General features: G+C 43.4%; 18 protein-coding genes. All 18 read right to left on the minus strand.

Annotation, left to right across the window (positions count from 1 at the left end):
- Positions 1-6: 6 nt before the first annotated feature.
- Positions 7-891 carry a carbohydrate ABC transporter permease gene (locus tag V1L65_RS14080; protein WP_331699881.1) on the minus strand — a complete coding sequence of 295 codons (885 nt, stop codon included), beginning with the start codon at positions 889-891 and terminating at the stop codon, positions 7-9.
- Positions 892-908: 17 nt separating this feature from the next.
- Positions 909-1,808 carry an ABC transporter permease gene (locus V1L65_RS14085; protein WP_331699818.1) on the minus strand — a complete coding sequence of 300 codons (900 nt, stop codon included), beginning with the start codon at positions 1,806-1,808 and terminating at the stop codon, positions 909-911.
- Positions 1,805-2,857 (minus strand): phosphotriesterase family protein, encoded by a 1,053-nt coding sequence (locus V1L65_RS14090; RefSeq protein WP_331699882.1) that lies wholly within the window; start codon positions 2,855-2,857, stop codon positions 1,805-1,807. Before V1L65_RS14090 ends, V1L65_RS14085 begins: the two co-directional genes overlap by 4 nt.
- A gap of 199 nt (positions 2,858-3,056) precedes the next feature.
- Positions 3,057-4,742: an extracellular solute-binding protein gene (locus V1L65_RS14095; RefSeq protein ID WP_331699819.1), complete on the minus strand. Its 1,686-nt coding sequence runs from the start codon at positions 4,740-4,742 to the stop codon at positions 3,057-3,059.
- Between the two features lie 65 nt (positions 4,743-4,807).
- On the minus strand, positions 4,808-6,193 hold the full coding sequence (locus V1L65_RS14100) for a response regulator transcription factor (RefSeq protein WP_331699820.1): 1,386 nt from the start codon (positions 6,191-6,193) through the stop codon (positions 4,808-4,810).
- A 5-nt stretch (positions 6,194-6,198) separates the two neighbouring features.
- Positions 6,199-8,160, minus strand: a complete 1,962-nt coding sequence (locus V1L65_RS14105; protein WP_331699821.1) for a sensor histidine kinase — start codon at positions 8,158-8,160, stop codon at positions 6,199-6,201.
- Between the two features lie 141 nt (positions 8,161-8,301).
- Complete coding sequence (locus V1L65_RS14110) at positions 8,302-9,453, minus strand: GNAT family N-acetyltransferase (protein WP_331699822.1); 1,152 nt, start codon at positions 9,451-9,453, stop codon at positions 8,302-8,304.
- A 17-nt stretch (positions 9,454-9,470) separates the two neighbouring features.
- Positions 9,471-10,403 (minus strand): dihydrodipicolinate synthase family protein, encoded by a 933-nt coding sequence (locus V1L65_RS14115; RefSeq protein WP_331699823.1) that lies wholly within the window; start codon positions 10,401-10,403, stop codon positions 9,471-9,473.
- 18 nt (positions 10,404-10,421) lie between these two features.
- A complete protein-coding gene (locus tag V1L65_RS14120; protein ID WP_331699824.1) occupies positions 10,422-11,507 on the minus strand; it encodes a sialidase family protein in 1,086 nt (361 codons plus the stop codon).
- A 54-nt stretch (positions 11,508-11,561) separates the two neighbouring features.
- Positions 11,562-12,362 carry an amidohydrolase family protein gene (locus V1L65_RS14125; RefSeq protein WP_331699825.1) on the minus strand — a complete coding sequence of 267 codons (801 nt, stop codon included), beginning with the start codon at positions 12,360-12,362 and terminating at the stop codon, positions 11,562-11,564.
- Between the two features lie 51 nt (positions 12,363-12,413).
- A complete protein-coding gene (locus V1L65_RS14130; protein WP_331699826.1) occupies positions 12,414-14,339 on the minus strand; it encodes a hypothetical protein in 1,926 nt (641 codons plus the stop codon).
- 4 nt (positions 14,340-14,343) lie between these two features.
- Positions 14,344-15,234, minus strand: coding sequence for a dihydrodipicolinate synthase family protein (locus V1L65_RS14135; RefSeq protein ID WP_331699827.1), 891 nt, complete (start codon positions 15,232-15,234; stop codon positions 14,344-14,346).
- Positions 15,235-15,274: 40 nt separating this feature from the next.
- Positions 15,275-16,147 (minus strand): carbohydrate ABC transporter permease, encoded by an 873-nt coding sequence (locus V1L65_RS14140; RefSeq protein ID WP_331699828.1) that lies wholly within the window; start codon positions 16,145-16,147, stop codon positions 15,275-15,277.
- Between the two features lie 15 nt (positions 16,148-16,162).
- Positions 16,163-17,023 carry an ABC transporter permease gene (locus V1L65_RS14145; protein ID WP_331699829.1) on the minus strand — a complete coding sequence of 287 codons (861 nt, stop codon included), beginning with the start codon at positions 17,021-17,023 and terminating at the stop codon, positions 16,163-16,165.
- Positions 17,024-17,169: 146 nt separating this feature from the next.
- Positions 17,170-18,768, minus strand: a complete 1,599-nt coding sequence (locus V1L65_RS14150; RefSeq protein WP_331699830.1) for an extracellular solute-binding protein — start codon at positions 18,766-18,768, stop codon at positions 17,170-17,172.
- A gap of 192 nt (positions 18,769-18,960) precedes the next feature.
- Positions 18,961-21,222 (minus strand): helix-turn-helix domain-containing protein, encoded by a 2,262-nt coding sequence (locus V1L65_RS14155; protein ID WP_331699831.1) that lies wholly within the window; start codon positions 21,220-21,222, stop codon positions 18,961-18,963.
- Between the two features lie 451 nt (positions 21,223-21,673).
- On the minus strand, positions 21,674-22,432 hold the full coding sequence (locus tag V1L65_RS14160; protein ID WP_331699832.1) for a response regulator transcription factor: 759 nt from the start codon (positions 22,430-22,432) through the stop codon (positions 21,674-21,676).
- Between the two features lie 4 nt (positions 22,433-22,436).
- The gene (locus V1L65_RS14165; RefSeq protein ID WP_331699833.1) at positions 22,437-24,101 is read right to left on the minus strand and encodes a sensor histidine kinase; all 1,665 of its coding nucleotides are present in this window, start codon (positions 24,099-24,101) and stop codon (positions 22,437-22,439) included.
- Between the last annotated feature and the right edge of the window lie 566 nt (positions 24,102-24,667).

Here is a 24,667-nt window from a genome sequence, read left to right on the forward strand (position 1 = left end):
GCACACTCATCCTTTCACACTTCCAAGTACAATTCCCTTTACAAAAAAACGCTGTAGAAACGGATACACAATAAGGATTGGAAGAGCTCCTAGAAAGATTTGCGCCGAACGTGTCGTTCTCTCGGAAATTTCCAAAATCCCGCTTAAATTGTTAGGGTCCGTCTTCATAGGATTGCTGTTAATAACCATCAATTGCAAATACGTTGACAGCGGATAATTTTGAGGAAAATTCATATAGATCAGGCCGTCAAACCAAGAATTCCAATGAAATACCATTGTAAATAAGGCGATTGTCGCTATTACCGGCAACGACATCTGGATATACATGCGGCATAGCACTGTCCAATGCCCTGCCCCATCCATAAAAGCGGACTCTTCAACTTCCCGCGGCAACCCCCGAAAAAAGTTAAGCAGTAAAATAACATTGAATACAGAAACCGCACCTGGAATAACAAGCGCCCATATCGTATCGATCAACCCTGTCTTGCTTACAACGATGTAAGTCGGAATAAGCCCGCCGCTGAATAAAATCGTAAACACAAAAAACCAAGCGTAAAAACTGCGGCCGTACAAATCTTTCTTCTCCTTGGACAATGGATAGGCAGATAAAATAGAGAGTCCCATACTAATGACAAAGCCGAGCCCGAACCGCTGCAGCGTAATTAAAAAAGATAAAATAAACTCTTTTTTTTGCATGATATATTTATAAGAAGACAACGTGAAATCAACAGGGATCAAATTAACCAGGCCCGCCGAGGCTGCCGAGCTGGAGCTGAAAGAAATGGCCAGCATTTGAATTAAAGGCAGCAGACATAGCAGTGAAAGAGAGATAAGGAAGAGATAGTTTCCTACAACAAACACTTTCCTGCCGAAAGAAGCTTGGCGCAGCATATTAACCCTTCCTTTCATCAAAAAATACGATAGTTTACTAGCCGGTACGCTAAGAAATAAGATAGAGCAATTAGAATAAACGATACGAGCGACTTAAATAAGCCAATTGCCGTAGCCACCCCAAACTGCGCATCAAGCAGCCCCATCCGGTAAATCAATGTGTCAAGAATATCGCCGCTCTGATAGACACTCGGGCTATACAAATTAAACACTTGATCGAACCCGGCATTTAGAACATTGCCCAGGCTTAGTGTCGCCATTAGTACAATAATTGGCACCATGCCGGGAAGCGTCACATGCCATACTTGCCGGATATGACTTGCCCCATCCACAACGGCTGCTTCATACAAAGAAGGATTGATACCCGTAATTGCTGCTAGAAAGACAATGGTACTGAAGCCGAATTCCTTCCATACATCGGATACGATTAGGGCGAAAGGAAACCACTTATTGCTTCCAAGAAAAAAAATGGTGTCCATTCCCGCTGCCTGCAAAACCTGATTCACAATTCCTTCAGAAGGGGACAAAATATCAACCATTATGCCGCCCAAAATTACCCATGACAAAAAATGAGGCAAGTAGATTAAGGTCTGGACCCCACGTTTGATAAACATATTTTTCAGTTCATTTAATAGGATGGCAATAATAATCGGCACGATCAAACCAAGCAAAATTTTCATAGATGCAATATAAACAGTGTTATACAATACCTGCCAAATATCAGGCATCTGCAAGATATAACGGAAATTACCCAATCCAATCCAATCCGAGCCGAATATCCCTTTGATCGGTATAAATTTTTGAAAGGCAATAACAATCCCCGCCATAGGATAGTAGCTATAAATAAGCAGTACAATAATACCCGGAATCAACATGAGATGGAGAGAGGATTGACGCTTCAGCTTCTGAATATTCATGCTCCCTCATATCCCATCTTGCCATCATCCATAAAGGCAGCCGGGTTGCTGCACATAAGCGTCTCAATTTGCTCTGGAGTTATGCCGGCATCCTCCATCATCGGAATAATATTCGTAATCATATGGTCATACCCCCAGCCTCCGTAACGATGCAAACAGGTTTTCAGGCAAACATCAGTGGATATTAATATTTGAGATAAAAATCCCAAATCAATGAGTTGTTTAATGGCCATAACCCGCTCAATATCTCTGGCGAACATCCCCCTAAGCACACTTCGATCCCGCTTATCCGCATAAAATTCCTTGCCGAAATTATCGAATTCAACATATACGCCAAGGTTTAACAAGTCTTTAATATACGCCATTCGGATATCCACATCGATGTGGTTAATACAGACTTTCTCAGCCGCAGCCCCATGCTGGGTAAGCAGATCAACAATTTCATAGCCATTTGTACTATACAAATCTGTATGCACGTGCAAGCCTAGTCCGGTCTCCTTCTGCACAATCGCAGCGGCAAGCAGTGCCTTTCTTTCATTCGGATATATGATCTCGCTAGTGCCAATTTCTCCTATTACACCGGCTTTAATCGTTGTTCCATCTATACCAACTCGAATTTCGTGCAATAATTCTTCTACAATGCTATCCACCGTCTTAGCATCCATATCAGGCGGATGGGAACCGCGTACATAGTAGCCGCAGCCTGCTATAATATTTAAATCTAATTCCCTAGCCAAGCCCGCTAATAAAACAGGATCTCTTCCGATTTCCCTAAGTGTGAGGTCGACAAACGTCTTTCCCCCAGCTTTCTTAAATTTCAACAGCTCATCCCGAATAACATCCTCATCATCAATGACCGCATTATCCAAAACCGCATACGGATTGCGCATCAGCTTCCCGAGATTGCGTATATTTACTTGGTCATTGGCAAGCTTCTGTTGTGAAATTCCTATTGGAGCAGGCACTAATTTTCTAAGATCGATAAAGGCATGCTCATGAGGCAGAACCACACCGAGGCTGTCCTTACTTACCCTGCCCGTTACAGTCATAATTGACAAACCAACCATCCCCTAACCGCTTTTTATTCAAGGAAGCAGGTCCGTATTAGACCTTGCCTCCCTAAGGTGAAACGGCTGTCGCCATCCTTTGACGGCGCAGTGCGATTCATTCCGAGAAATATAAGATACGTATAGAGGTGAAGCCTATACTTGCTTATATTTTGAAATAAGCTCTTATCAGTGATTATGCTTACTTACTGGCTTTCCATTTTGCTACTTCTTCTGTAATTTTATCGCCGCCAAGGTTTTTCCAATTGATTACAAACTCATCGAAAGCATCTATGGAGGATTCACCCATCACAATCTTCGTAAACGTTTCCAACTCCATTTTTAACAAAGTAGCTTCTTTCTCCACCATGGTAGGCGTTGGACCGGATATAAATTTCGTCATCTTGAATTGATCCTTCGTATGATAGTCATACAAGATCGTTATTGCATCAAAGAATCTTGTAAAACCCCAACCGCTCATATCCCCATTGTTGAAATCGTTAATCCCCTTATAGAAGCTAGCCTGCCCTGGATTGCTCGTTAAATTAAGCAAAGATTCATCCTGCTTTTCCACTGCTTTGGATACATATTCATAGGTCTCCACATTTTGAATCGGGTTGGCTGCTTGTAATAAAGCATATTGCCACTTATCTACATCCCCATTGCGGTTCATATCGGTAAGCGGATACTTGCTCCGATCCCAATCATGACTTGCAGCATTTAGGAGCTTGATAGCCGCTTCAGGATTTTTCATCCCTTTTCTGACCACGTAATATTGATTCACATTGTATTCAGTTTGCGGCTGCGCCGGAGTATTGTCGATAGATGGCAGATGGAATGGCTTCCACTCCATCTTTTCATCCAGGCTCTTGCCATCTAGAAACAGGAGCGGCGACCAGTCGGCCCCATAGAACATCCCTAATTTCCCTGCATTTACGGTTTGAATAAACTTTTCTTTATCCTTCACGCCAAACTCCCGGTCAATATGGCCATTGGCATACATTTCTTGCAGCTTGGCAAGCGCCTGCTTCATCTCTGGTTGAATACTTCCGTAAACAAGCTGCCCGGAATCATCCTCCACCCAGCTTTTTGGATAAGCATGATAACCATTAAAGAACCCTTCAAGCCCCGGCTCCAGACCGTAAAAATCTTTTGCTGCACCCAGTCCATACGTATCATTTTTTTGGTTGCCATCCGGATCTTGTGTAACGAATGCTTCCGCAATGCTGAATACATCCTCCATCGTTTTCGGCTCAGGAAGCCCCAACTTTTCGAGCCAATCCGTTCGTACCCATAAAAGCGGGGCTGTGTCGAATGAACCTGAGTTAACCGGCAGCCCCAGCAGCTTTCCATCGAAGGTTGCTGATTCTATGCCCAATCCTCCGTCTTTCATTAGGAGTTCCTTCATTTTAGGCGCTCCATATTGTTCCAGCGCTTCTGTCAAATCAGCCAGTTGGTCTGCCTCGACCAATTGATTGAACTGAATGCCATCGACAGGCATAATATCAGCCAATTTGCCTGATGCCATCGCTATATTGAACTTTTGCTCATATTGAGACGGATCGGAAACCCACAAGTATTTGATTTTAATACCGAACTCATTTTCGTACAGCTTTGTCCATGCATTGTTTTCAATCGTTTCACCGTTTTCAAATTTCAAATTTGAATTTACAGTCCGAATTGCTGTTACTTCAATCGGCGGATCAATTTTTCCAAATGGATCATGGTTGGCCACTTCCACTGTTTCAGTTGCTTTTACTCCGTTGTCCGACGGCTTTGTTCCTCCGTTTGTACCGTTCTCCTCAACTTTGCCGCTGCAAGCTGCCAGCAAGACGAATGCGCATACCACCATAGATAGAAGTACAGATTTTGTCGAGTTACCCAGCATATTTTAGCCCCCTGTTCCTTTTTCCTTTCACCTCTAATTGTAAAATAACGCTTTCATGCGATCTATCAACAATCCTTGCCTTTCTTTGCGTTTGCTGTCCTCTTTAATTGTCTTTCTATCAAAAAGTTCTCCCGATACTCCTGCGGGGTCATTTGAAAAATACGTTTAAACGAACGATTAAACTGGGACGGAGCCTCATAGCCTGACGTTATAGCGATCTCCTGAATCTTCATAGTTGTGTCTTCCAATAAATCTTTTGCATTCTTCATCCGTTCATTCGTAATATAATCCGACAACATTGCTCCAGTCGTCCGTTTGTATAAACGCGACAGATAGGTTGGACTATGATGGACCAAGGTAGCCAACGCCGTTAAGCTCAAATCACCATCCAAATTTGTTTTGACATATTGTTGAATGAAATGAATGAGCCGTTCCGTTTGCTCGCCCCTGACAGACTCATAAAGAGATGATAGCTTGTCCGAATCCTGAATTAGCATTTCTTGACCTTGGCCTGCGTATTGCGCGAGCAATTTTTTCAAATGATCAAACTGTCCCCCTATATCTTCCCAACTGCATGGCTCTTTCCCAATTACAAACGAAACTGGATACTTATAAAGTTGTATGCAGGATTGCTGAACAGATTCCATAATGGAGTAGACCCTCGTTTTCAAATGCTGCCAGGCACGATGCTCCTGTTCCACTTCAGTCTGCTCGCCAGACCTTAACGCTATCGGTTGAATAAGCCAAACAATCTTGTTCAAATCAAATGTGACTGATAGCTGAATGCAAGTGGTCGCCAAATACTCCTCGGCAATATTTTGACATGCATAGAGTAACAGCATTCTGTCAGCTTCACTTACTTCTCCATTCCAGCCCTCTATACTTCCAATTACAACGAATACCTGCTTATTCGAAAGTAAAGAAATATCGGATTCAAGCAGTTTGTGCTCGCGTTCTTTTACAGAGAGTGCAGGTTCTGCCATTAACTTGAATAAAGTGCTTTTCTGAATGGCCGCAATGGCCGATTGCAGTTTCGTTCTAGCTTTAATGTCATGATTAATCCGTTCTTCGGCCTTGTCCAGCTCATCAATGGCTTTGTTTAACGCAGCAAGCAGAACGTGGTCATCTTCCGTTTTGAGCACATAGTCAACAATGCCACCCATGCGAATCGCATTACGGGCATAATCAAACTCATTGAAGCCAGTCAAAAATATAACTTTACACATCGGCCAGCTCTCTATAATCCGCTCATGCAGTTCAATACCGCTCATCCCTGGCATACGGATATCTGAGATGACAACATCGATCCGATTATGGGCAAGGCAGTCCAGCGCTTCGTAAACGTTATATGCCCGGTATGCCTCCAGGTCCCAATGCCCTGCCTCGTTAAGTAGCAGATTAATATTATTCACAATAAACGGCTCGTCATCTACAATAAGTATCCTATACATATTCGTTAGTCTCCTTTGCTGATCGGAAAGTATATGTGAACAATTAATCCCTTGTTAGGTCCCTGCATCACTTCAAGCCCGCCTCGTTCACCATATTTCAACTTCAAACGACGCTGGATATTTACGAGTCCCGTCGTCTCCCCCTCTTTCTGAAAGGCCAGTTGACGAGTCAACTCTATAAGCTCCTGTTCCTGCATCCCTGCTCCATTATCCTCTACTACAAAATACAATCTGTCATCCATGCTCTTAAAATAAATCGTTAATTTCCCGCCTGCGATTGTTTCACTAAGCCCATGCTCATAAACATTTTCAACCAAGGGCTGTAAGATCAGCCTCGGTATTTTGATATCGTGAAATTCCTGGGGCAGATCCTCAAACTCCACATCAATTCGGTTTGAAAAGCGTATATTTTGAATTTCCACATAGGAGCGAACATGGTTTACTTCATCCAATAGCAAAACTTCCTCCTGCCCATTTCTCGTAATAAATTGAAAATAATCACCCAAGTTTTTGGATACCAATTCTGCTGTGCGATTGTCATCATGTTTAATTAATCGATGCAAAATATAGAAGCTATTATAAAGAAAATGCGGGGTAATCTGCATCTGCAGCTGCTTCAGCTCTGATTGCTGCAGCCTGATTTTCTGTACATAAAGCTCATCAATCAAAGTCTTCAATCGCTGGACTGTCTGATCAAAACGATTAAAAAGAAATCCAAATTCATCTGTACGCGTTGACAACAGAATCGGATTAAAATTGCCCTCCTCCACATTTCTGAAACGCCGCACGAGCATTCGGAGCGGCCTTTGAATTAATAGATATATACCATAGGAAAACAGAATGACAATAATAAGGGAACAGCCCACAAGCAGCCAAAACCAGATGCCATATGTCTTAAGCTGGCCAATAAGAAGATTTTCAGGAAAATAAAAGACGAGATTCGTATCCAAAAAAGTTGATTTATCGACAATAACGATATAGTTTTCTTTGCCTACTTTTAATTGTTCGGTAGAAAGAGAGGGCAAATCGCTATTTTCAACATGCTCCTTAATTTGTGCCAAAGCTTCCGGGTATTGCTTATTAGAGATACTCAAATTGTCATTGTACAGTAACGCGCCGCCTTCTTGCGGGAAAGATTCCAGCGCATTTATTATTGCTTCCTTAGATAATTCAATATTCTGAATAAAAACAGGAGACTTTCTGGCTTTTTCTTTATCAAATAAATATGTGGGGTAAGTTAAATTGAGGAACAGCCGATCTTTCCATGCTGTTATCGGTACGCCGCTCGAATAGGTTGCAAGTGTTACAGCTTCCATCTCTTCCTTAATGCCAGCGGCATCGGCTAAACTGGAAGTAGACACCACTCCCCCTATCGATTCGATATAGATCGTGATATCCTGTATGTAGCTGCTGGATTCCTTTAAATTAATAAGCTTTTCTGTTAAATCAATGATAGCTTTTGTTCTCTGATAGTCAGATAAACTCGAATTTATATTGCTGAGCTTCATCAGATTCTCGTCGTTAACGAAAGTCTTCTGCGTTAGAATAATTCTTTCTAATTCCTTCTCCAAGCTGGCAAAATAATAATGGATGGTTGTCGAGATGGAATTAGATATTTGACTTTTCACTTCCTGTTTGCCCAGCTCATTCAGTATCAGACTTAATGTGAATAATGGTGTCATAATAATTAGAAATGTTACTATCAATTTTGGAAAAATGGGCATATTGCCAAGCTTAAGCTTCGACCACACTTTATTCATCCCCCCTACAATATAGGTAAGCTTAATGTACTTCCTGCCTAGAATCAATAAATATATTAAAATTCCGACCGCTGTTGTAGTCCCATTTTTTTGATGAAATAATCCTTGTAAAGGATAAAATTGGCCTACAAAGGCGGACGCTGCCGCTTCTCCATTCCCAATCTTGCTCTTCGTTCCCCTTCTTTTTGCTTGCCAATCGTTGCCCACAATTAATCGACACCCTCTTAATGTCCGTTAACTACAAATGCAAATAATTATACACGCTAATAATTTCAAAAAGGCCATCACACAAGCCATAACTACGGCTGTGTGATGACCTCCTTTTATTAAGCAATGACCGATACCCTATTACACAAAGTTCAATCCTTTCGTGTAAGGCAAAGGAACAGGAAAAAAGGGTTGCGCTTTATCACGAAAGTCTTCATTAGCATAATTGGAAAACCCTTCTTGACCAAACATATATACAGACAAATCAATCATAGCAATTGGGTCTGAAACATTAGTACCAATCGAAATAACTACCTCTTCCGTTTCTTCATCTAGCGTATGAATACAAGGAATTTCTTCTACGTGCTTTCCATGCTCCAACCAATAGGGAACCAGCTCTGCAAATAACTGTGCAGCATCGCTAATCCAGATGGTTCCCTGATTCCGAACCTTTTGACAGCTAGTATTCTCAAGTCTGCTCTGATCTACAAGTGCCTTATCCTCATTGCTTATATACCAGTTTATTTCAGATAGTTGATAGAACGATAATAATTGATTGATTGTATAGGCAACTGCCGGGATAGCTCCTCCCCATTCAATCACTTGTCCTATTCGGTTTGACTCTTTTGCTTTATTATTGTACGCAAGAACAATAAAACCAATAACCTGAGTTCCTTCAAGAACGAGGATTGTCACTTGTTCCCAATCTCGAATAGCTGCAAGCGAGCCTGCTTCTATTAAGTCCGCCAAATCCCATATACTTTGCTCGAAGGCAACAGCTCTGCTACCCGCTATTCGATATACATGAAGCCAATCTGTTCCCTGCATCTCTCGAAAGCCTATTTCTTGACATGGAGCCACAGCTCGATTCAGAGTGGGTCCGCTAAAGAACGTGCAGTGGTTCCACTCTCCAAAGGTACGCAGCCCTGCCTCAATATAGATTGGCAGTTCTCCAGATACAAATAAAAGGGATGTCTTGGATTTCTGCGCTGACTGCTTAGCATACTCGAGTACTTTAGTCGCATACCCCTGACCGCGATAGGCGCTAGCTGTACATACCGCTCCATAAGAGTAAACGGACAGCTTCGAAGACTTTACTCTAACAACGGAAGGTACCATCCCAGCAAATGACACTAGGCGATCTCCAACAAAGCAGCCTAAGCCTTGCTTTAAGCTGCGTGAGAATACTTTGGGCAGGGATAACCCCATTGACTTCCTCTGACCAGCACGAAATATTTGATCGGCAAGCCTAACAGCTGCTCCAAGCTCCTCATCCTTTAAATATCGAACCACAACAGACCCACCTTCGGTCATAGGAAACTCTCTTGACGCACACTATTATCGGATAATGCCAGTTGGTCAATAACAAGCTTCATATGGGCATTAAGCTCATGCTCATCCTTTGTTCTTGTCGTGATAGAGCGAATGACCCCCATTTTTTGCAAATAATACTTTGCGCTAATAGGATAAGCCAGATGCTCAACCAATGAGGATAGCGTCAAATAATATTGCAGCTGCTGTGCCTTTTTACCGTTCGAATGATCGTTTTCAACAAGCCATACGTACAAATCCGGATGAATATTAGCCATTACGCCGCTATAGCCGGCTGCGCCTTGCTCTAAAGAACTTAATAAGGTAGTAGAATTCGCATTAAACAGCCGCAGTGTTGTATTTTGGACAAGCCGCAATCTTTGCTGCAACAGCTTATCGTCACAGCAAGTATCCTTTAAAAATAAGATTTGGCCTGATTCCGCACAGAACTTCAGCATATGTTGCGACAGTAATCGTTTGTAAGGATACGGGCACTCGTACAGGCCAAAACGGATAGCAGGAAAGGCATGCAGAATCTTTTGCAAGTTCGCTATCCACACCTCATCACTCTCATTTGAGGATGCTAACCGATTGCTGACAAGCACAAATGCATCAATGCCTGTTTTACTAATCTCGCCAATTTCCTCCAGTTGTCCTTCAAGTGTGTCGCTTATATGACCAGAAGCAATAACAGGAACCCTGCCGGCTGTATGCTTTACTACAAAGGCGGCTAGCTGCACACGCTCCTCCAAGCTTAAAGCGAACATCTCACTTGACTGGCATACGGCAAACAGTCCTGCGACGCCATGAGCTATATACCACTCTATTAATTTTTCTAGGCTATTATAATCAATCGTCTTGTCTTCATGGAAGGGTGTAATCATTGTAGGCCACACGCCTTGCCAATTAAACGTGTTAGTCACTATACTCATCCTCACTTTTCCGTTACATTAAGGCTTCCACAATGTAGCTGCAATATAGCAGGAACGAAACTGCTCATCGTTATAGTAATAAACAATGACCAACGTGCCGTCTGGGCGCAGGACAGCTCTTGGATATCCTACATCATGATTGCCCGCATCATCCCGCAAAATAATTTCTTCTCCCCAGGTCTCCCCTTGATCACAGCTGATCTTGGCGCGCATGCCCCATTTCTGATCACGGAAGCCATAGGTCATGACAAGGCGGCCATCCTGTAATAGTGTTAGCGTAGGCGGATTGCCGCCTATCCCTGTATTGCTGACAGGCCTGGTGACGTATCCCCAGCTTATTCCATTGTCCTCCGAACAATATAAATCGATATAATTTGAGGTTTGATCCTTGTCTTCATACTTTCTAATACGGTTGGCTACTAGTATTTTATTGTCTGATATTCGGACACTGGCCGGCATAATCGAAAATACATTTTCATCTGGCTTATCAATCCAGCTTAGGAATTGATGTGTTTTGCCGCCGTTTTCTGTTCTCGCAACGAAAACACGGCTGCCTATTTCCTGGCCCGATATCGTTTGTGCCGTTAGAAAAATAAGTGCTGTGCTGCTCGACTCAACTAAGTAATCGGTGCGTGCAGCAATTCCGATTTGATTCATTTTGCTTAATTCGAACGGTCCCTGCCAGGAATGACAACGGTCTTGTGATACGTATAACCAAGATGCCGCATCGCCTTCCAAATCCTTTCTGCCGAACATCATGGCAAAATTATCACTTTGAAAATCGGTCGTAACGTCCAAAGGTATCGGTCTATTAATCTCCAAATTATGAGAGTCAGGTTTCGTATGCTCCCCCACTGACAGCCCCAGATTTCCCGGTGTTTTTACAGGCATCTCTACACATTCCCAGTGCTCACCGCCATCCAAGCTCCTAGCTTGCATAGCAGTAAAAGGCTTTGTGCGATCTCTAGAATGGAATCCCCCATCATTTAAGTAATAGCCAGATGTAAAACCTACTACAATCTCATTGCCAAATCCCCAAATGCCATAGTTTGCCGGCCAAGCTGCATATCTGCCTTCCTCTTGATAAATGACAATATGTTTCATCTCTTCCCAGCCTCTCGACTACATTTGTTTTCTGTTTCCACCATATTTCAATATCTATTCAATCCCCAACACTCTGCGTAAGTTTCCACCCAGAATTAGCTCTAACTCCTCGTCGGATAAGTTCAAATTTTTCAAGCGCTCCAGCCCGATATTGGTTTCCTTCTCGAGGTTGTATGGAAAATCGAGTCCAAAAATAAGCTGCTTGGCACCGCCCTGCGCAACAAGCTCAATCAAACGTTCATCGGTCAGGTGCCAGAAGCGGCTAATATGCTTGGTAAATACACTTGTCAGTCCGCCATAAACATTACCGACACGCGAATTATTAACGATGACAGCCAGGGCTTCCGGGAAAAAGCTGTATCCGCCGACATGCTCCAGACTGTATCCCAACTTGGGAAAGTGATGCGCGATTTCGTCAAACAATACAACATCGTAATCTTTTATGCGGTGCCAATGAATGCCGGTGTGAAAGGACAAAAACAACTTGTGCTCCTCAGCCGCTTGATAAGCTTCAAATGCTTCAGGCGATAAAATGTTGAATTTTTGATACGCCGGATGCAGCTTGATTCCTTTAAAGCCGAGCTCATAGATTTGCCGAACCTGTTCTTTTAAATTGCTTTTGTTAAAATCAAGCGTGCCAAATCCGAATAAACGATCCTGTTGTTCTATTTCTTTGGCCAGCCAGCCGTTGCATGACGTCTCTTCCGTATCCATCTGCCCGCTGAACGGAGCGTAGCAAACCGCTTGCTCGATACCGCAATTGTCCATAAGCTGCAGCAATCTAACCACGGTTGCATGCGGTCTGACAGTTTCCTGAAACACATGGGCATGATTAGCAAAAATCCGGTATGACATTTTTCTCACTCCTACTAGTTATGATTGGTGAACAAATAGGTCAATGAGGGCTTATACTTTCATAAAAGGCAATTTAGCAGTATCTAACCCACTGACAGAAAGCTTAGGTTGTTCTAGCAATTTACCGTTAATTTCGATATATTTGATTCCTTCACTAATAGGATTCCATACGCATTCCAGCTTCGTTTGACTATGTTCATACACAGTCCGCCGCATATGGGAAATTTTCCGCCCATGCGCCCACTCGTCCGTAATGACAACTTGATCAAACATACGGCGGAATTCCTCGAAGCTGCCAGCTTCCGCTTCGCTTCTTACTTCTGCAACAAAGCCGTTGCTGGTCAGCTGAAAGCCGCGCTGTGCAAAATGCCGCTCTGGCCCTTCGTAATTATAAAAAGAGACGATAAGATAATCGCTGGTTTTTTCAACCTTTACAGCCTGTTCTCTGCCCAAATCTGAAAAAACAAGCGGGAAAAACGCCATATACACCGGACCATCCTTTACAAATACAGGACATGCCTCTACACTTGCCCCCTCGAGCTGATCGAGCCTGTGCTCACCAAGCCATATTTGTTCAACAGGCCCATACCTTGCACTAAATAATAAACTCAGCTTTATACTAGAAACGGCTTCATGCAGCCCGATTTTGGGCTTATACAGCATCATCGCGGTCTGATCATGATGAATACCGATTTTACGGCCCTCATCCAAAAGAGCGTCCTTCCACTGCGGCCAGTTTATTTTGGAATAGTCGTTTGACTCTCCCCACTTTTTATCATTTAGAATCAGTCTGCTGCATACGGTCGCGATATCTTTTTGCTCCGTCACTCGCCTGCTGCGGCGGTAAAGCAAATGAAAGGCATCATCAAAAACACCGGTACGGAACTCACGGGACATGACTCCCATTGCAAAGTCCGGCTCCATATAGGTCGAGATCGAACCGCTGCCTGCCGGCATCTCAAATAGATCATCCGATTCATTGGGATTCGGCTGAGGCTTGAAGGTCGCAGCGCTATATTCGTATGTCCCTTGAACCCGATACGGATAGGACCTGTTTTTCATCTGCTCCACCAAATAGGCAGGGCAATGATACGTTGTATGGATTAAGCAGCCCGTATTGATCTGCATAAAGCCGACGCTATGATGAAGCAATTCGCCCGGCTTGCCAAATTTGCCAGTAAAGAAGGTGTTCATTGGATTAATCGCCACCTCATCGCCCAGCAAAATATAGAGCAGTATACGTGAAGAATGAGTATGCGCCGTTGAGTCAACTGCATAGGCCCGCGAATAAGGACCAGCCGTTTGAAAGGTAGTCGGATGATAGTGGAACAGCAAATCTACCCACAGTCTTTCCTCGCATTGCAATGCCATTTCCTGCAGCTCAGCGGAGAGCGGCAGCTCTGCAATTTCGGCCATACAATACGCTTGAATTGGCGTATAGGTCGGACTGTTGCACTCCGATGTAAATCCGCGTCTTTGCAGCAGCTTGCACAGCTGCTGCAAACGCTGCGCTCCTGCCTGCATATAGTCGTCCTGCTTGAGATACAGTCCGGCTGCTAGCAGCGTATACGCTCCCATCGTTGCATAATTATCATTGGCCCCCCGAAACTCCATCTCCACACTCGTAAATTCACGTAATAACTCGTCATTCAAATAAGCGGTAAGAGCGGCTCTGGCATCCGGTTCGAGCTGGTCATCATATTTCACTAACACCTGAAGGGCTGCCATAGGCGTGAAATGACACATAGAAAACGCTGTTGCCGTAATGATGCGATTCGCCAGCTGTATAGCCCCTCTATCGCCTGATTCCATATAACTGAGCACAAACCATATTCGCTCTCTCAGTCCAAGCGATTCCTCATGGCTATGGTTCACACGCCAATGACCGTCCTGATCAAAGTAATCCATCGTGTATTCCGCTATTTTTTCGTATATTTGCCTTTTTCGGTCCGCTTGTCCCTGCAAGTCATAGTACATCGTCTCACCTCGGATTAGTAAACTGATAAAAAGTATCGAGGCCTTTGATACGCTCAGCCGTTAATAAATGGTTTGCGTTACGGCATTTCGTTGACATGCTCTGTCCTTGTAATTGCGACAAATATTTGGAGCCTGCCGGATGTATGCCTCTCAGCATGCCATTTAGAAAAGTAAGATAAGCATATAATCGCTGTGCTTCAGCCTGTTCCTGCGCTTGAAATGCATTGTACAAATCAATAACAAGCTGCGAAGAGGAGGCGCTATGAATACATTCGATTCCTGCGCCTGCTTCGAGCGCCTCCAGCATGAAGGCCATATTGGCCTGATACACGACCGATTCGGGAGCCATGCTCAGCTTGCTGCAAATTCCTTCAACCGTACATGTCGTATCCTTGATACCGGCTATGCCGCCCTGTGTCACCAAATCGCCGTACAAAGCGGCATCGATCATATGATCCTCTCTGCCCGGCCATTCATAAATAAAAACAGGCACACTGCAAGCTTCCGCTAACTGCGCATAATACTCGAACTTTTGCTGCCTGGAATAATCCTGAACCGGAGGAGGCACTAATACAACGGCATTTACTCCGGTATCCTCCATTCTTCTTACCTGCTCCAGATGCTCCTCTATTTGCCCGCTCACATTAGCTGTCGCCTTCACCGGTGTTTCGCCGGCACGAGCAGCAGCCCGTCTCGCCAGCTCCAATCTCTCCTGCTCGGACAAGCTGCTCATCTCACTCGTTCCACATACAGCAAACAGCCCTTTGGGCGAAGCTGCAAGCTGCGCGTCTACATGCTCGTCATAAGCATGCCAATCGATAGAGCCATCCTCATGAAACGGGGTCAGCAGCAATGAAAAAACACCTTTATAGGAATCCTTTATTTGTTTATTCAAGTTCCATGCCACTCCTTTGCTTCCTCTGCCTTGCACTGCCCTACCCTTTTACCGATCCAAGCAAAGCGCCTTTCGTAAAGTACTTTTGCAAAAAAGGGTAGACGAGTAATATAGGAACAGTCGCTACAATAATCATGCTAAATTTAACCGTTACCGCAATATTCGGAATATTCTCTCTAAGCGTTTCGTCAAGGTCACGGTTCGTCATCTGAAACAGCATTTGCCGCAGCAGCACCTGCAGCGTATATTTGCTTGTATCATTCACATATAGGACAGCCTGCATGAACATATTCCACTGCGATACCGCGTAAAACAGCGTCAATGTAGCTAGAATCGGCAAGGCAGTCGGGATAATAAGCCGGAACAAAATGCCGATATCATTACAGCCGTCAATTTGCCCAGACTCTTCAATTTCAGTCGATACAGAGCGAAAGAAAGTGACCATTAACAGTACGTTGAACGCTGAAATCGCATTTGGCAGCATAAGCGCCCATAAACTGTCGATCAAGCCGACAGATTTCACGACAAGATACGTTGGAATAATGCCGCCTTGAAACAGCATTGTAAAAAACACTAGAAACAACGTGGTTGTGGAACCGACAACTCTCTTCTTGGACAGCGTATAGGATAACGTAACCGTCAAAATCATGCTGAGCGCTGTACCGGCAACCGTAATAAACACTGTGTTTCCGAACACTTTCACAAAATTGTCCGTATTGAAAATCGTCACATAAGCGGCCAGCGAAAAGCCTTGCGGCACGAACATCAGCATGCCTTGCTGCACGAGGTGCGGCTGGGAGAGCGATCCGACAAATACATTCCAAAACGGATAGATCATGACTAACGAAATAATAGCCAGTGACGTGTAATTGAAAACATCAGCGAGTTTGGAGGAGAAGCTTCTTCCTATCATATCTGTTGATCCTCCTTAAAATAGGGCGTGGTCGCTAGTTTTACGAGCGACGTAATTAGCTGATAATACGAGTATTAAATTTACAACGGATTTGAAAATACCGATCGCCGTCGCATAGCTGTAATTGCCCTGCAGCACGCCGGACTTGTATACATAGGTGTCAAACACTTCAGCAACTTTAAGAATGATCGGATTGCCCATAATATATAATTGGTCAAAGGATAGCTCCAAAATGTCACCGAGCCGAAGAATTAATAAGATGACAACGGTAAACATAATCTGCGGCATCGTAATATTCGTCATTTGCTTCCAGCGATTCGCACCATCTACGCGAGCAGCCTCGTACAGCTCAGGATTAATGCCGGCTAAGGCGGCTAAAAACAAAATGGTTCCCCAACCGACCTCTTTCCAAATCGACTGCAGCGTGATCATGCCCCAGAAGTAATTAACATCGAATAAAATCTTGCCCTCATAGCCAAGCCTTTCTAATAGCGCTGTTCCTGCCCCCGTAGAGTCAAAAAAATTAATCGTCAAGGAGCCGATTACGACCCAGGATACGAAATGCGGCAAATACATAACCGTTTGCAGGCTGCGCTTGTACCAATAGTGGCGCACTTCATTCAGCAGCAGGGCGAGTATGATCGGAGCCGGAAAGTAAAACAGCAAATTCAACACGCTGATAACAACTGTATTTCGGAAAATAATCCAAAAGTCACTAAGCGAAAATAACCGTTCGAATTGAGCAAAGCCGATCCATTCACTGTTCATAATGCCAAGAAACGGATTGTAATTTTGAAAAGCTATTAACACGCCCCACATTGGGGCATATTTGAAAACAATATAATAAAGCACGCCAGGCAAAGCCAATAAATACAAATACCGGTCTCTAATAAGCCTTTTCTGTATTTTTCTCCATTTCGAGGGCCTAACGGTTATAGATTCGATGGATGTGCCGGTCAACAGTTCCCTCACCTCTTTCTTAAAAGTGTCGAACAGATAGTGGTCTGTTCGACACGCCGCTGCTATTCGAAGCTTTCCATAAATTCGCGCTTCTCTTGAACGATCTTATCGCCTTCAAATCTCTTGTACCATTCTTCAATGACTTTATCCCAGTCTTCAATTTTCGTATGCCCTACAATTGCTTTGGATACATTCTCTACAATAAAGCTTTGAATTTCACTGCGGTACTTCGTTTCTGTCGGCGAATAGGCTTCAGAAGTATCGGAATACTTCAGATGCGGTTCAACCAGCAAGGCTGCCCGGCTTACAGCTGCCTGTGCTTCTTCTGAGTACCCTTTGTTTGCATTAACGTTCTTCGTCTCTTCGACTTGCTTCGTATAAGTTAGCAGGGAAGGCTCATCCCGCTTCACAGCCGTTGCATCAGGCGAGACATTACCTGCGGCATCCTTCGTGTAATGGACGCCTTCTACACCATAAGTGCCGAATAGTGTACCTTCATCTGTAATGCCCCATTCCAGCCATTCCATAATTTTATCCATCTTGGCCTGGTCCTTCGCTGCTTCTTTGGAAATATATATACCGGCTAATGATACGCGTGATTTCGCTCCTTGGTCGCCATGCGGCCCTTTAACAGGCTCAAACGGGACAAGCTGTGCCTTCGGATCTTTTTGCTTATAGCCAGTAGGATCCTCCATTTCATAAATAACATTGACATAATTGAATGCAATTCCGGCTTGACCTGTTGAAACCAGCTTGGCTCCAGGCTCCGAAGACGTCGTAAAGTCAGGATCGATTGCTCCTCGTTTGTAAGCTTCCTGCATCCAAGCTAGATATTCCTTGAAACGCGGGTCAGCCAGCTGTGGAACATAGCTGCCGTCCGGCTGCTTCATATAGGCATTATCGAGACCAAACGCCTGCGCAATACCGTTGGAGCCCGACAAAGCAGGCTCAAGGAAATTGTTTCCAAGAATAATGCCAAAGGTATCATTTACACCATTCTTATCCGGATCATCCTTCGTAAATGCAGTTGCGACCTCCATCAGCTCGTCAGTTGTTGTCGGTGCCTTCAAATTCAAATTATCAAGCCAATCTTGGCGAATGACAGGAATATCATTGGTAGTAGCCGGATGCCTGGCTCCCGTAACAGCCCAGATTTTCCCGTCGTAGCGAACTCTGTAGTAGTCCTTTAACGACTTTAGACCAGGGTACTTATCGATGTATTCATCCAGCGGAACAATCTTATCCGCTTGTATCAAGGAAACAATCAAGCCGTCCAACCCTGCATTCCATACGAATGCGTCCGGTATATCTCCTCCGGCAAGCTGAACTCTGATCTTCTCCGCATAAATATTGCTTGGATACATTTGATACTCCATATTCACGTCAAGCTTATCTTGCAAATACTTAACAGCCGGATTATTCACCGTTAAGTCAGCTGGAGGATTTCCGCTGCGCGTCACTCTAATGGTTACTCTGTCTTTTGGATCTGTTTTGGCAGCCCCGTCTGTTGCAGGCGCATTGCTGCCGGTGCTTGCCGGACTCGTTGGCGTGTTGTCATTATTACCTGCAGGCTTGGATGAACAAGCTGTTGCAATAACTGTAAAAATGAGCACAATCGATAAAGCAAGCATTACCTTTTTGTTAATCGAACGAATCAACATGGTTTAACCCCTTTCATGTCATCTTTTTTTGAGGATCAAGGTAGGTGCAAAACAAATTGCCCCCTCGATGCCTACAACATCAATATAGGGGGCAATATATTCATTCTCAATAATCAATCCTTGTATTTTAGCCATTCTGAACAAAAGATACACTGTATCAAATCCGTCAAATGCATCATTTTAAACAAATGATTATTCATTTCCGGTTCTATCTGCTCTTGTATTAACCCGATATTGACCAGGCGGAATGCCAACTGCTTTTTTAAACGTACGCGAGAAATTTTGTGCATTGCTGTAATACAAGCGCTTTGCAATTTCCTCTATGCTGTAATCCTCATTAGCAAGCCATTGCTTTGATTTTTCAATCCGCATGCTGAGCACAAGCTCCGAAAAGGTGGCATCCATCGTTTCCTTTAAAGCCTGCTTCGCGAAGGAGGCGGGAATATGGAGCGCTTTGCAGACGTGATTAAGCTGGAGATCCGTTTCGGCATGGTCGGCGATATAGTCTTTCAGCCTGTTCGTTGTCGTCATAATGTTCGCTTGATGCTGTTTTTCCAGCTCGTCAATCGGCCCGTCGATAAAATAGCTCTTCATGAAATTAACCCATTCATCCAGTGTAGCCAGCTGCAGCAGGTCATCAAGCGACGGCTCATGGATATTTCGCTCCTTCCAATGCTGCTTTAATTGATGGGACAGCAACTGCGTCAATTCAATCATTTTGCTCTGAAACCATTTGTACGGAATATTTTTCTTATCCTTCAGCATATATAAGTTCTCTACAAGACTATAGGCATGGGCCTCATTGCGCGTCATGATAGCATGTATCAGATTGTTTTCAATTTCCCGCAACGGAAACTGCTCGTCCGCATAAGGCTCAGCTGCATCTTGCGAATAAAAAACCTGATCGCCTGTCGAAATATGCTTTTGATTAAGCGCTTCGAGCGCTTCATTATAGCTTAATTTGATTAAGCTTAAATCTGTGCGGATCTTACTGACTCCAATCGAGACTGTAACCGGAAAATATTGCTGAATAAATTGTCTGATCGTCTGCGTTACCTTCACGATCGTTTCCGTCAGCTCCGCAGGCTCCTTTTGGCTGCTGCTAAGCATAGCCGCAACATGTCCCTTTTGCGAGTTAACCGCAAAGCCATACGCATGTGCTTCTATCACTTCCTTGATAACGAGCAAAACGCCGTATTCCAATGTCGTTTTATCCCATGCCGTATACATGCCTTGCTCTTCCTGAGGGTAATCATTAATGATGCACAGGCAGCAATACGTCCCCTCTTGTACTAAAATCCCGTATTGCTTTGCTTTCTCCATCACCTCTGACGATACTGCTCCCGTTTCCAGCAGCGATAAGCTGAGCGCTTCCTTTAATTGCGGCAGCATTTCATCGGTTTGCTTTTTCAATAGCTCGCTGCGGTTTACAATCGTTTGCACCTTGGCCAAATAATCTTTAAACTCATTGCTGCTATGAATCGTCTCCGGTGCAGCTGCCGCATTGTTATCAAGCAAGGATTTGATTCTGTACCAGCCTCTCCACAGCCACTGTGTCGTTGCGAATGACAGCACGGCCGCAAGCAAAAACAACAATACTGCAATTAACAAAACGATATTTCTAAGATCATCAGCCTTGTGCAGAAAGGAGCTGTTTGATACGGCATACGCATAGCTCCAGCCATTATAAGATGGGCCCAGATAAGTAATGAAGGTGTCCTGCAAGTTAAGTACATTGCTCGAATCATTCCCATTTGCAATACCTGCAGCATGTATTTGACCAGCCCACTTCATCACTTCTTCATTGCCGAAATAGCCGCGATTCGTAACAAGCTCGCCTTCCTCATCCATAATGAAATAGCCGCTGTTCTCAACAATGGCACCGCTTCCCAATATACGGTCAAACAAAGCTTGATTGATTTGAAACACAATGGTGAGCTTTTGCGCTTGACTGAATACCGGAAGCTTACGAATAAATACACTTATCGGGATGCCTTCCAGCTCAGTCTTAATATAGGCTTTATCCGTATTCATTTGTTCGAACTTTTCAAGCAGCGGGCTGAACTCCGTATACCGCTTGGACATGTCTTGATTGGTCGATATAGATTCACGATATTCGTCGTGATAAATAAGCACATTATCGACATAATCAAGCGAAGCATGCAGGCGATAGGCTTGATTCAACACTGTGCCTAGGATGACTGGATCAAAATTGCCTTGTGTAAATTGAACAACCTCAGGTATTTTTTCAAATTGAAGGGTTAACTGATCGATAGAACGGAAGTAGGATTCAATGCGTTCTCTCGTATTTTGCAACGAAACACGGTAAGCGCTTTCAACTTCCTGCTTAATAGAATCGACAGTAATATTGTACATAACAATTGAAATACTCATGATACATATCGCTGTAATCATAAGAATAATCGTTACTGTTTGCAGCTTTTTGGATGCCATAGCGGTATCTCCCTCAATTTCTGTATGTTAGAATTGTTTTATTATAATAGCACAATGAGGATGAACCGTTAATACAGTTTGCATTAACTTAATAGAAAACGACTGTCCGATTGACTCTGGAGTCAATCGAACAGTCGTAAACTTAAAATGTAACGAAGGCTGGCAGCGCTATTTGACCGAAAATAGCCGGTTTGATTTTGTAACGAAGATTAGCTGCTCTATTTGACCGAAAATGGCTGGTTTGATTTTGTAACGAAGATTAGCTGCTCTATGTGTGAACAAACAGCTGTTTAGAGGCCCATTTGGAGGAAATAAGATAGAAAATCTTCGTTATATTTTAGAAAGGAGGCTATTTCGCATTCTAACGATACCAGGCATCGTTATAATTTGTGGCTCCGCATTAACGCGCAGCCCCCGCCTTACTCCGCATGCTCGCCAAGCAACTCCATCTTTACTTCGTAAAATGAGTAGGCGAATAGCCGACATATTTTTTGAACACTTGACTAAAATACTTGTAATCCTTAAAGCCCACCAGCTCCGCGATTTCATATATAAGCTTGCCGCTGTTTTTCATAAAGTCAATCGCTTTAATAATTCTGTACCGGTTTAAAAAATCATTAAACGTATAGTTCGTTTCTTCCTTGAACTTGGCATTTAAATACACGGTGGATACTTGCAATTTTTCGCTCAGATCCGTTATCGAAACTCTATGCGGGTAGTTTTCTTTAATATAGTCCAGCATAGCTGATACATAGGTGGAATGAACCGATAAGGCTTCAACGTCAAGCACTTCCTGATACATATTAAGGTACTCATGCTTCTTTTCTTCACTTTGCCGGGCATCGATTTTTTTTCTGATTTTTTGGATCGCGATATCAAGCAATTTAAAATCAATCGGCTTTAATATATATTCGCTGACGCCTAGCGAGATCGCTCTTTGGGCATAGTCAAATTCACTGTAGCCTGAAATAATAATCGTTTCAAAATCATGTACAGCCAGTGCTTCCTCCAGCATGATAATTCCATCCTTAAAAGGCATCCTAATATCGGTGATCACGATGTCAGGCTTCAGCTCTTTTATTTTATCCAGCCCATCATTCCCATCGATCGCATTGCCAACAACGACACAGTTATTGTTCAGCCAATCCACCTTATAGGTAAGTCCTTTGCGAATAATGTCCTCATCTTCCACGATAAGCACTCTATACATGCTTTCAGTCCCCTTTATTTAAAGGTATCTTGATTTCAACATTCGTTCCTTCTCCATGAACACTGTCAATCGTCATTCCGAATTGCTCGCCGTAAATGAGCTGAACGACGCGATGCGAGTGAAAAATACCGTAATGCTCTGTATCATTCGTTCCCCGCTCGAGCGATTGCTGAAGCAAGACCAGCCTGTCCGGTTCAATCCCTTTCCCGTTATCTTTTACAGCCATATACATATAATCATCTTTGCGCAAAATGCGGATCGCAATTTCCAAATGAGCCGTCTCTTCTATGCAATGTTTAATGCTATTTTCGATAAGCGGTTGAATAATAAGCTTTGGAATTTTTACATCTCGTATCGACTCATCCACATCAATCGTGTAATCCAAACGGCGGTTAAACCGCATTTTTTGCAGCTTCAAGTAATCCTCTACATATTTGATATCGGTTTCAACAGGCACCATCGTGCTGCCATAATGGATGTTGTACCTTAGTAAATTGGCAAATGAAACAACAATATCCGAAGCATTTTGCGGATCGAATAAAATTTCATAACGCAGCATTTCCAGCACATTAAATGCAAAATGAGGATTGAACTGCGCCTCCAGCTGCTTAATTTCCATCCTCCGCTTCATCTCGGCAATTTCCGCATTACTCTGCATTAACGATTGGATTTGATCCATTTTAATAAGAAACTCATCCTGAATCATTTGAAACTCCTCAAAGGCCTGTGTCTTCACCTGCTTGGAGGGCGTTTGAATGAAATGAATTAAGGAATCGACGGACTTCAGGCTTTGTCTCATAATTTTAGGCAGAACCAAATAAATAACAATAATCATAACTACGCCGATGCTTATAAAAGAAATCAGCCCAATCCATACCGATTGTTTGAAGGTATTAATCGACAGCATATTGATAATTTGAATATCCTGCTCATAAATCGTACGGTTCGTTACGTAGTAGGCGTTATTATCTATCGTAGCTGTATTCTCTTCCAGATAGTGCTTGTTTACCTTCCCTGCATGGGATAGCAGCTTCTGATCAGATACATAAATGGCTTGGTCAAACCGGTCCGTTATCGCAACCAAATCTGCTGAATGCTGAAAATAGCGGCCGAGATCTTCCAGGAAAAAGAATAAATAGCCTTGGACAGCTTCATCTGCCATAATCGCTTTCGCAAAAAAATAAGAGCTGCTTTGTCCGTCCTTAAACAAGGATTCATCAACGGTTCGCTCTATTCCATCCCGCAAATCCGTATCCCGCAGCAAGCTTTGCATCAAATAGTCACTCGTTAACGCCTCGACATTCCCTTTGTAAAGACTGGTCGTAACGATATCCCCATTTTTATCAAAAAGAACAAAGCTCCCTTTAAATTGTCTGGCGTTAACAAATGAATACAATATATTATTTACTTCCAATAATCGCGAACGATCCTCCGTTACCTGCTGAAATGCTTCATCTTGGGCGAGCTTATCCAACGTATTGCGATATCTTGAAAATTCATAGGCTACAATAGCGCGAATGCGGTCATTAACCTGATGATTTTTCTTGACGACGACAACCATAAACGTAACGTAAAGGGATAAAATGTACAGCGTGAAAATAAGAGCGATCGTAATGACCGAATATTTGAGAAAGATTTTTTTCATGTAGTCTCTGAAGCTCTTTTGCATGTTCATCCCCCCTTCACCCTTAAACAATTACGTCGCTTGCGGTAATTCTAAGAAAAACGCAATTTACACAGATGGCTTAAAAGCTAGTTAAAACTTCGCTAACGGTTGCCATTGAGGCTATTTCGACTATTTTAGCTCACTTTGTCATTTAACGGTTGTCATGAGCGTTATTCCCCCATTTTTCAGTGGAATCTGTGGTTTATTGTGTAAATAAGCGCGATTGCAACCGTTAGAAATTTTAATCTGCTATTTTTACACAAATAGCGTTTGTGGCAACCGTTAGAAGCTAATCACTGCTCTACGAGCAAGAAGAAACGCTGCGCGTCCTTGGCTACGGAGGTGCCGTTTCTCGGTGAAATATAAGGTTTAACCATGCAATATGATCTGCGAGAGTGAATGATCGCCTTGGATGTCGACGTCGATACGCTTCTACGTACAGATTTCGCCTTACGCAGGTATCCTAGCTACGAAGGTGGCTTTGTCCCTCCTCCGGTTGAACTTTCATCAACTAGATGATGCGTGCCTCTGGGCACGCTATTTTAAAAAGAACAGCCACTCCGGGCTGC

Origin of the sequence: Paenibacillus sp. IITD108, assembly GCF_036541265.1 — a bacterium.
Lineage (GTDB): Bacteria > Bacillota > Bacilli > Paenibacillales > Paenibacillaceae > Pristimantibacillus.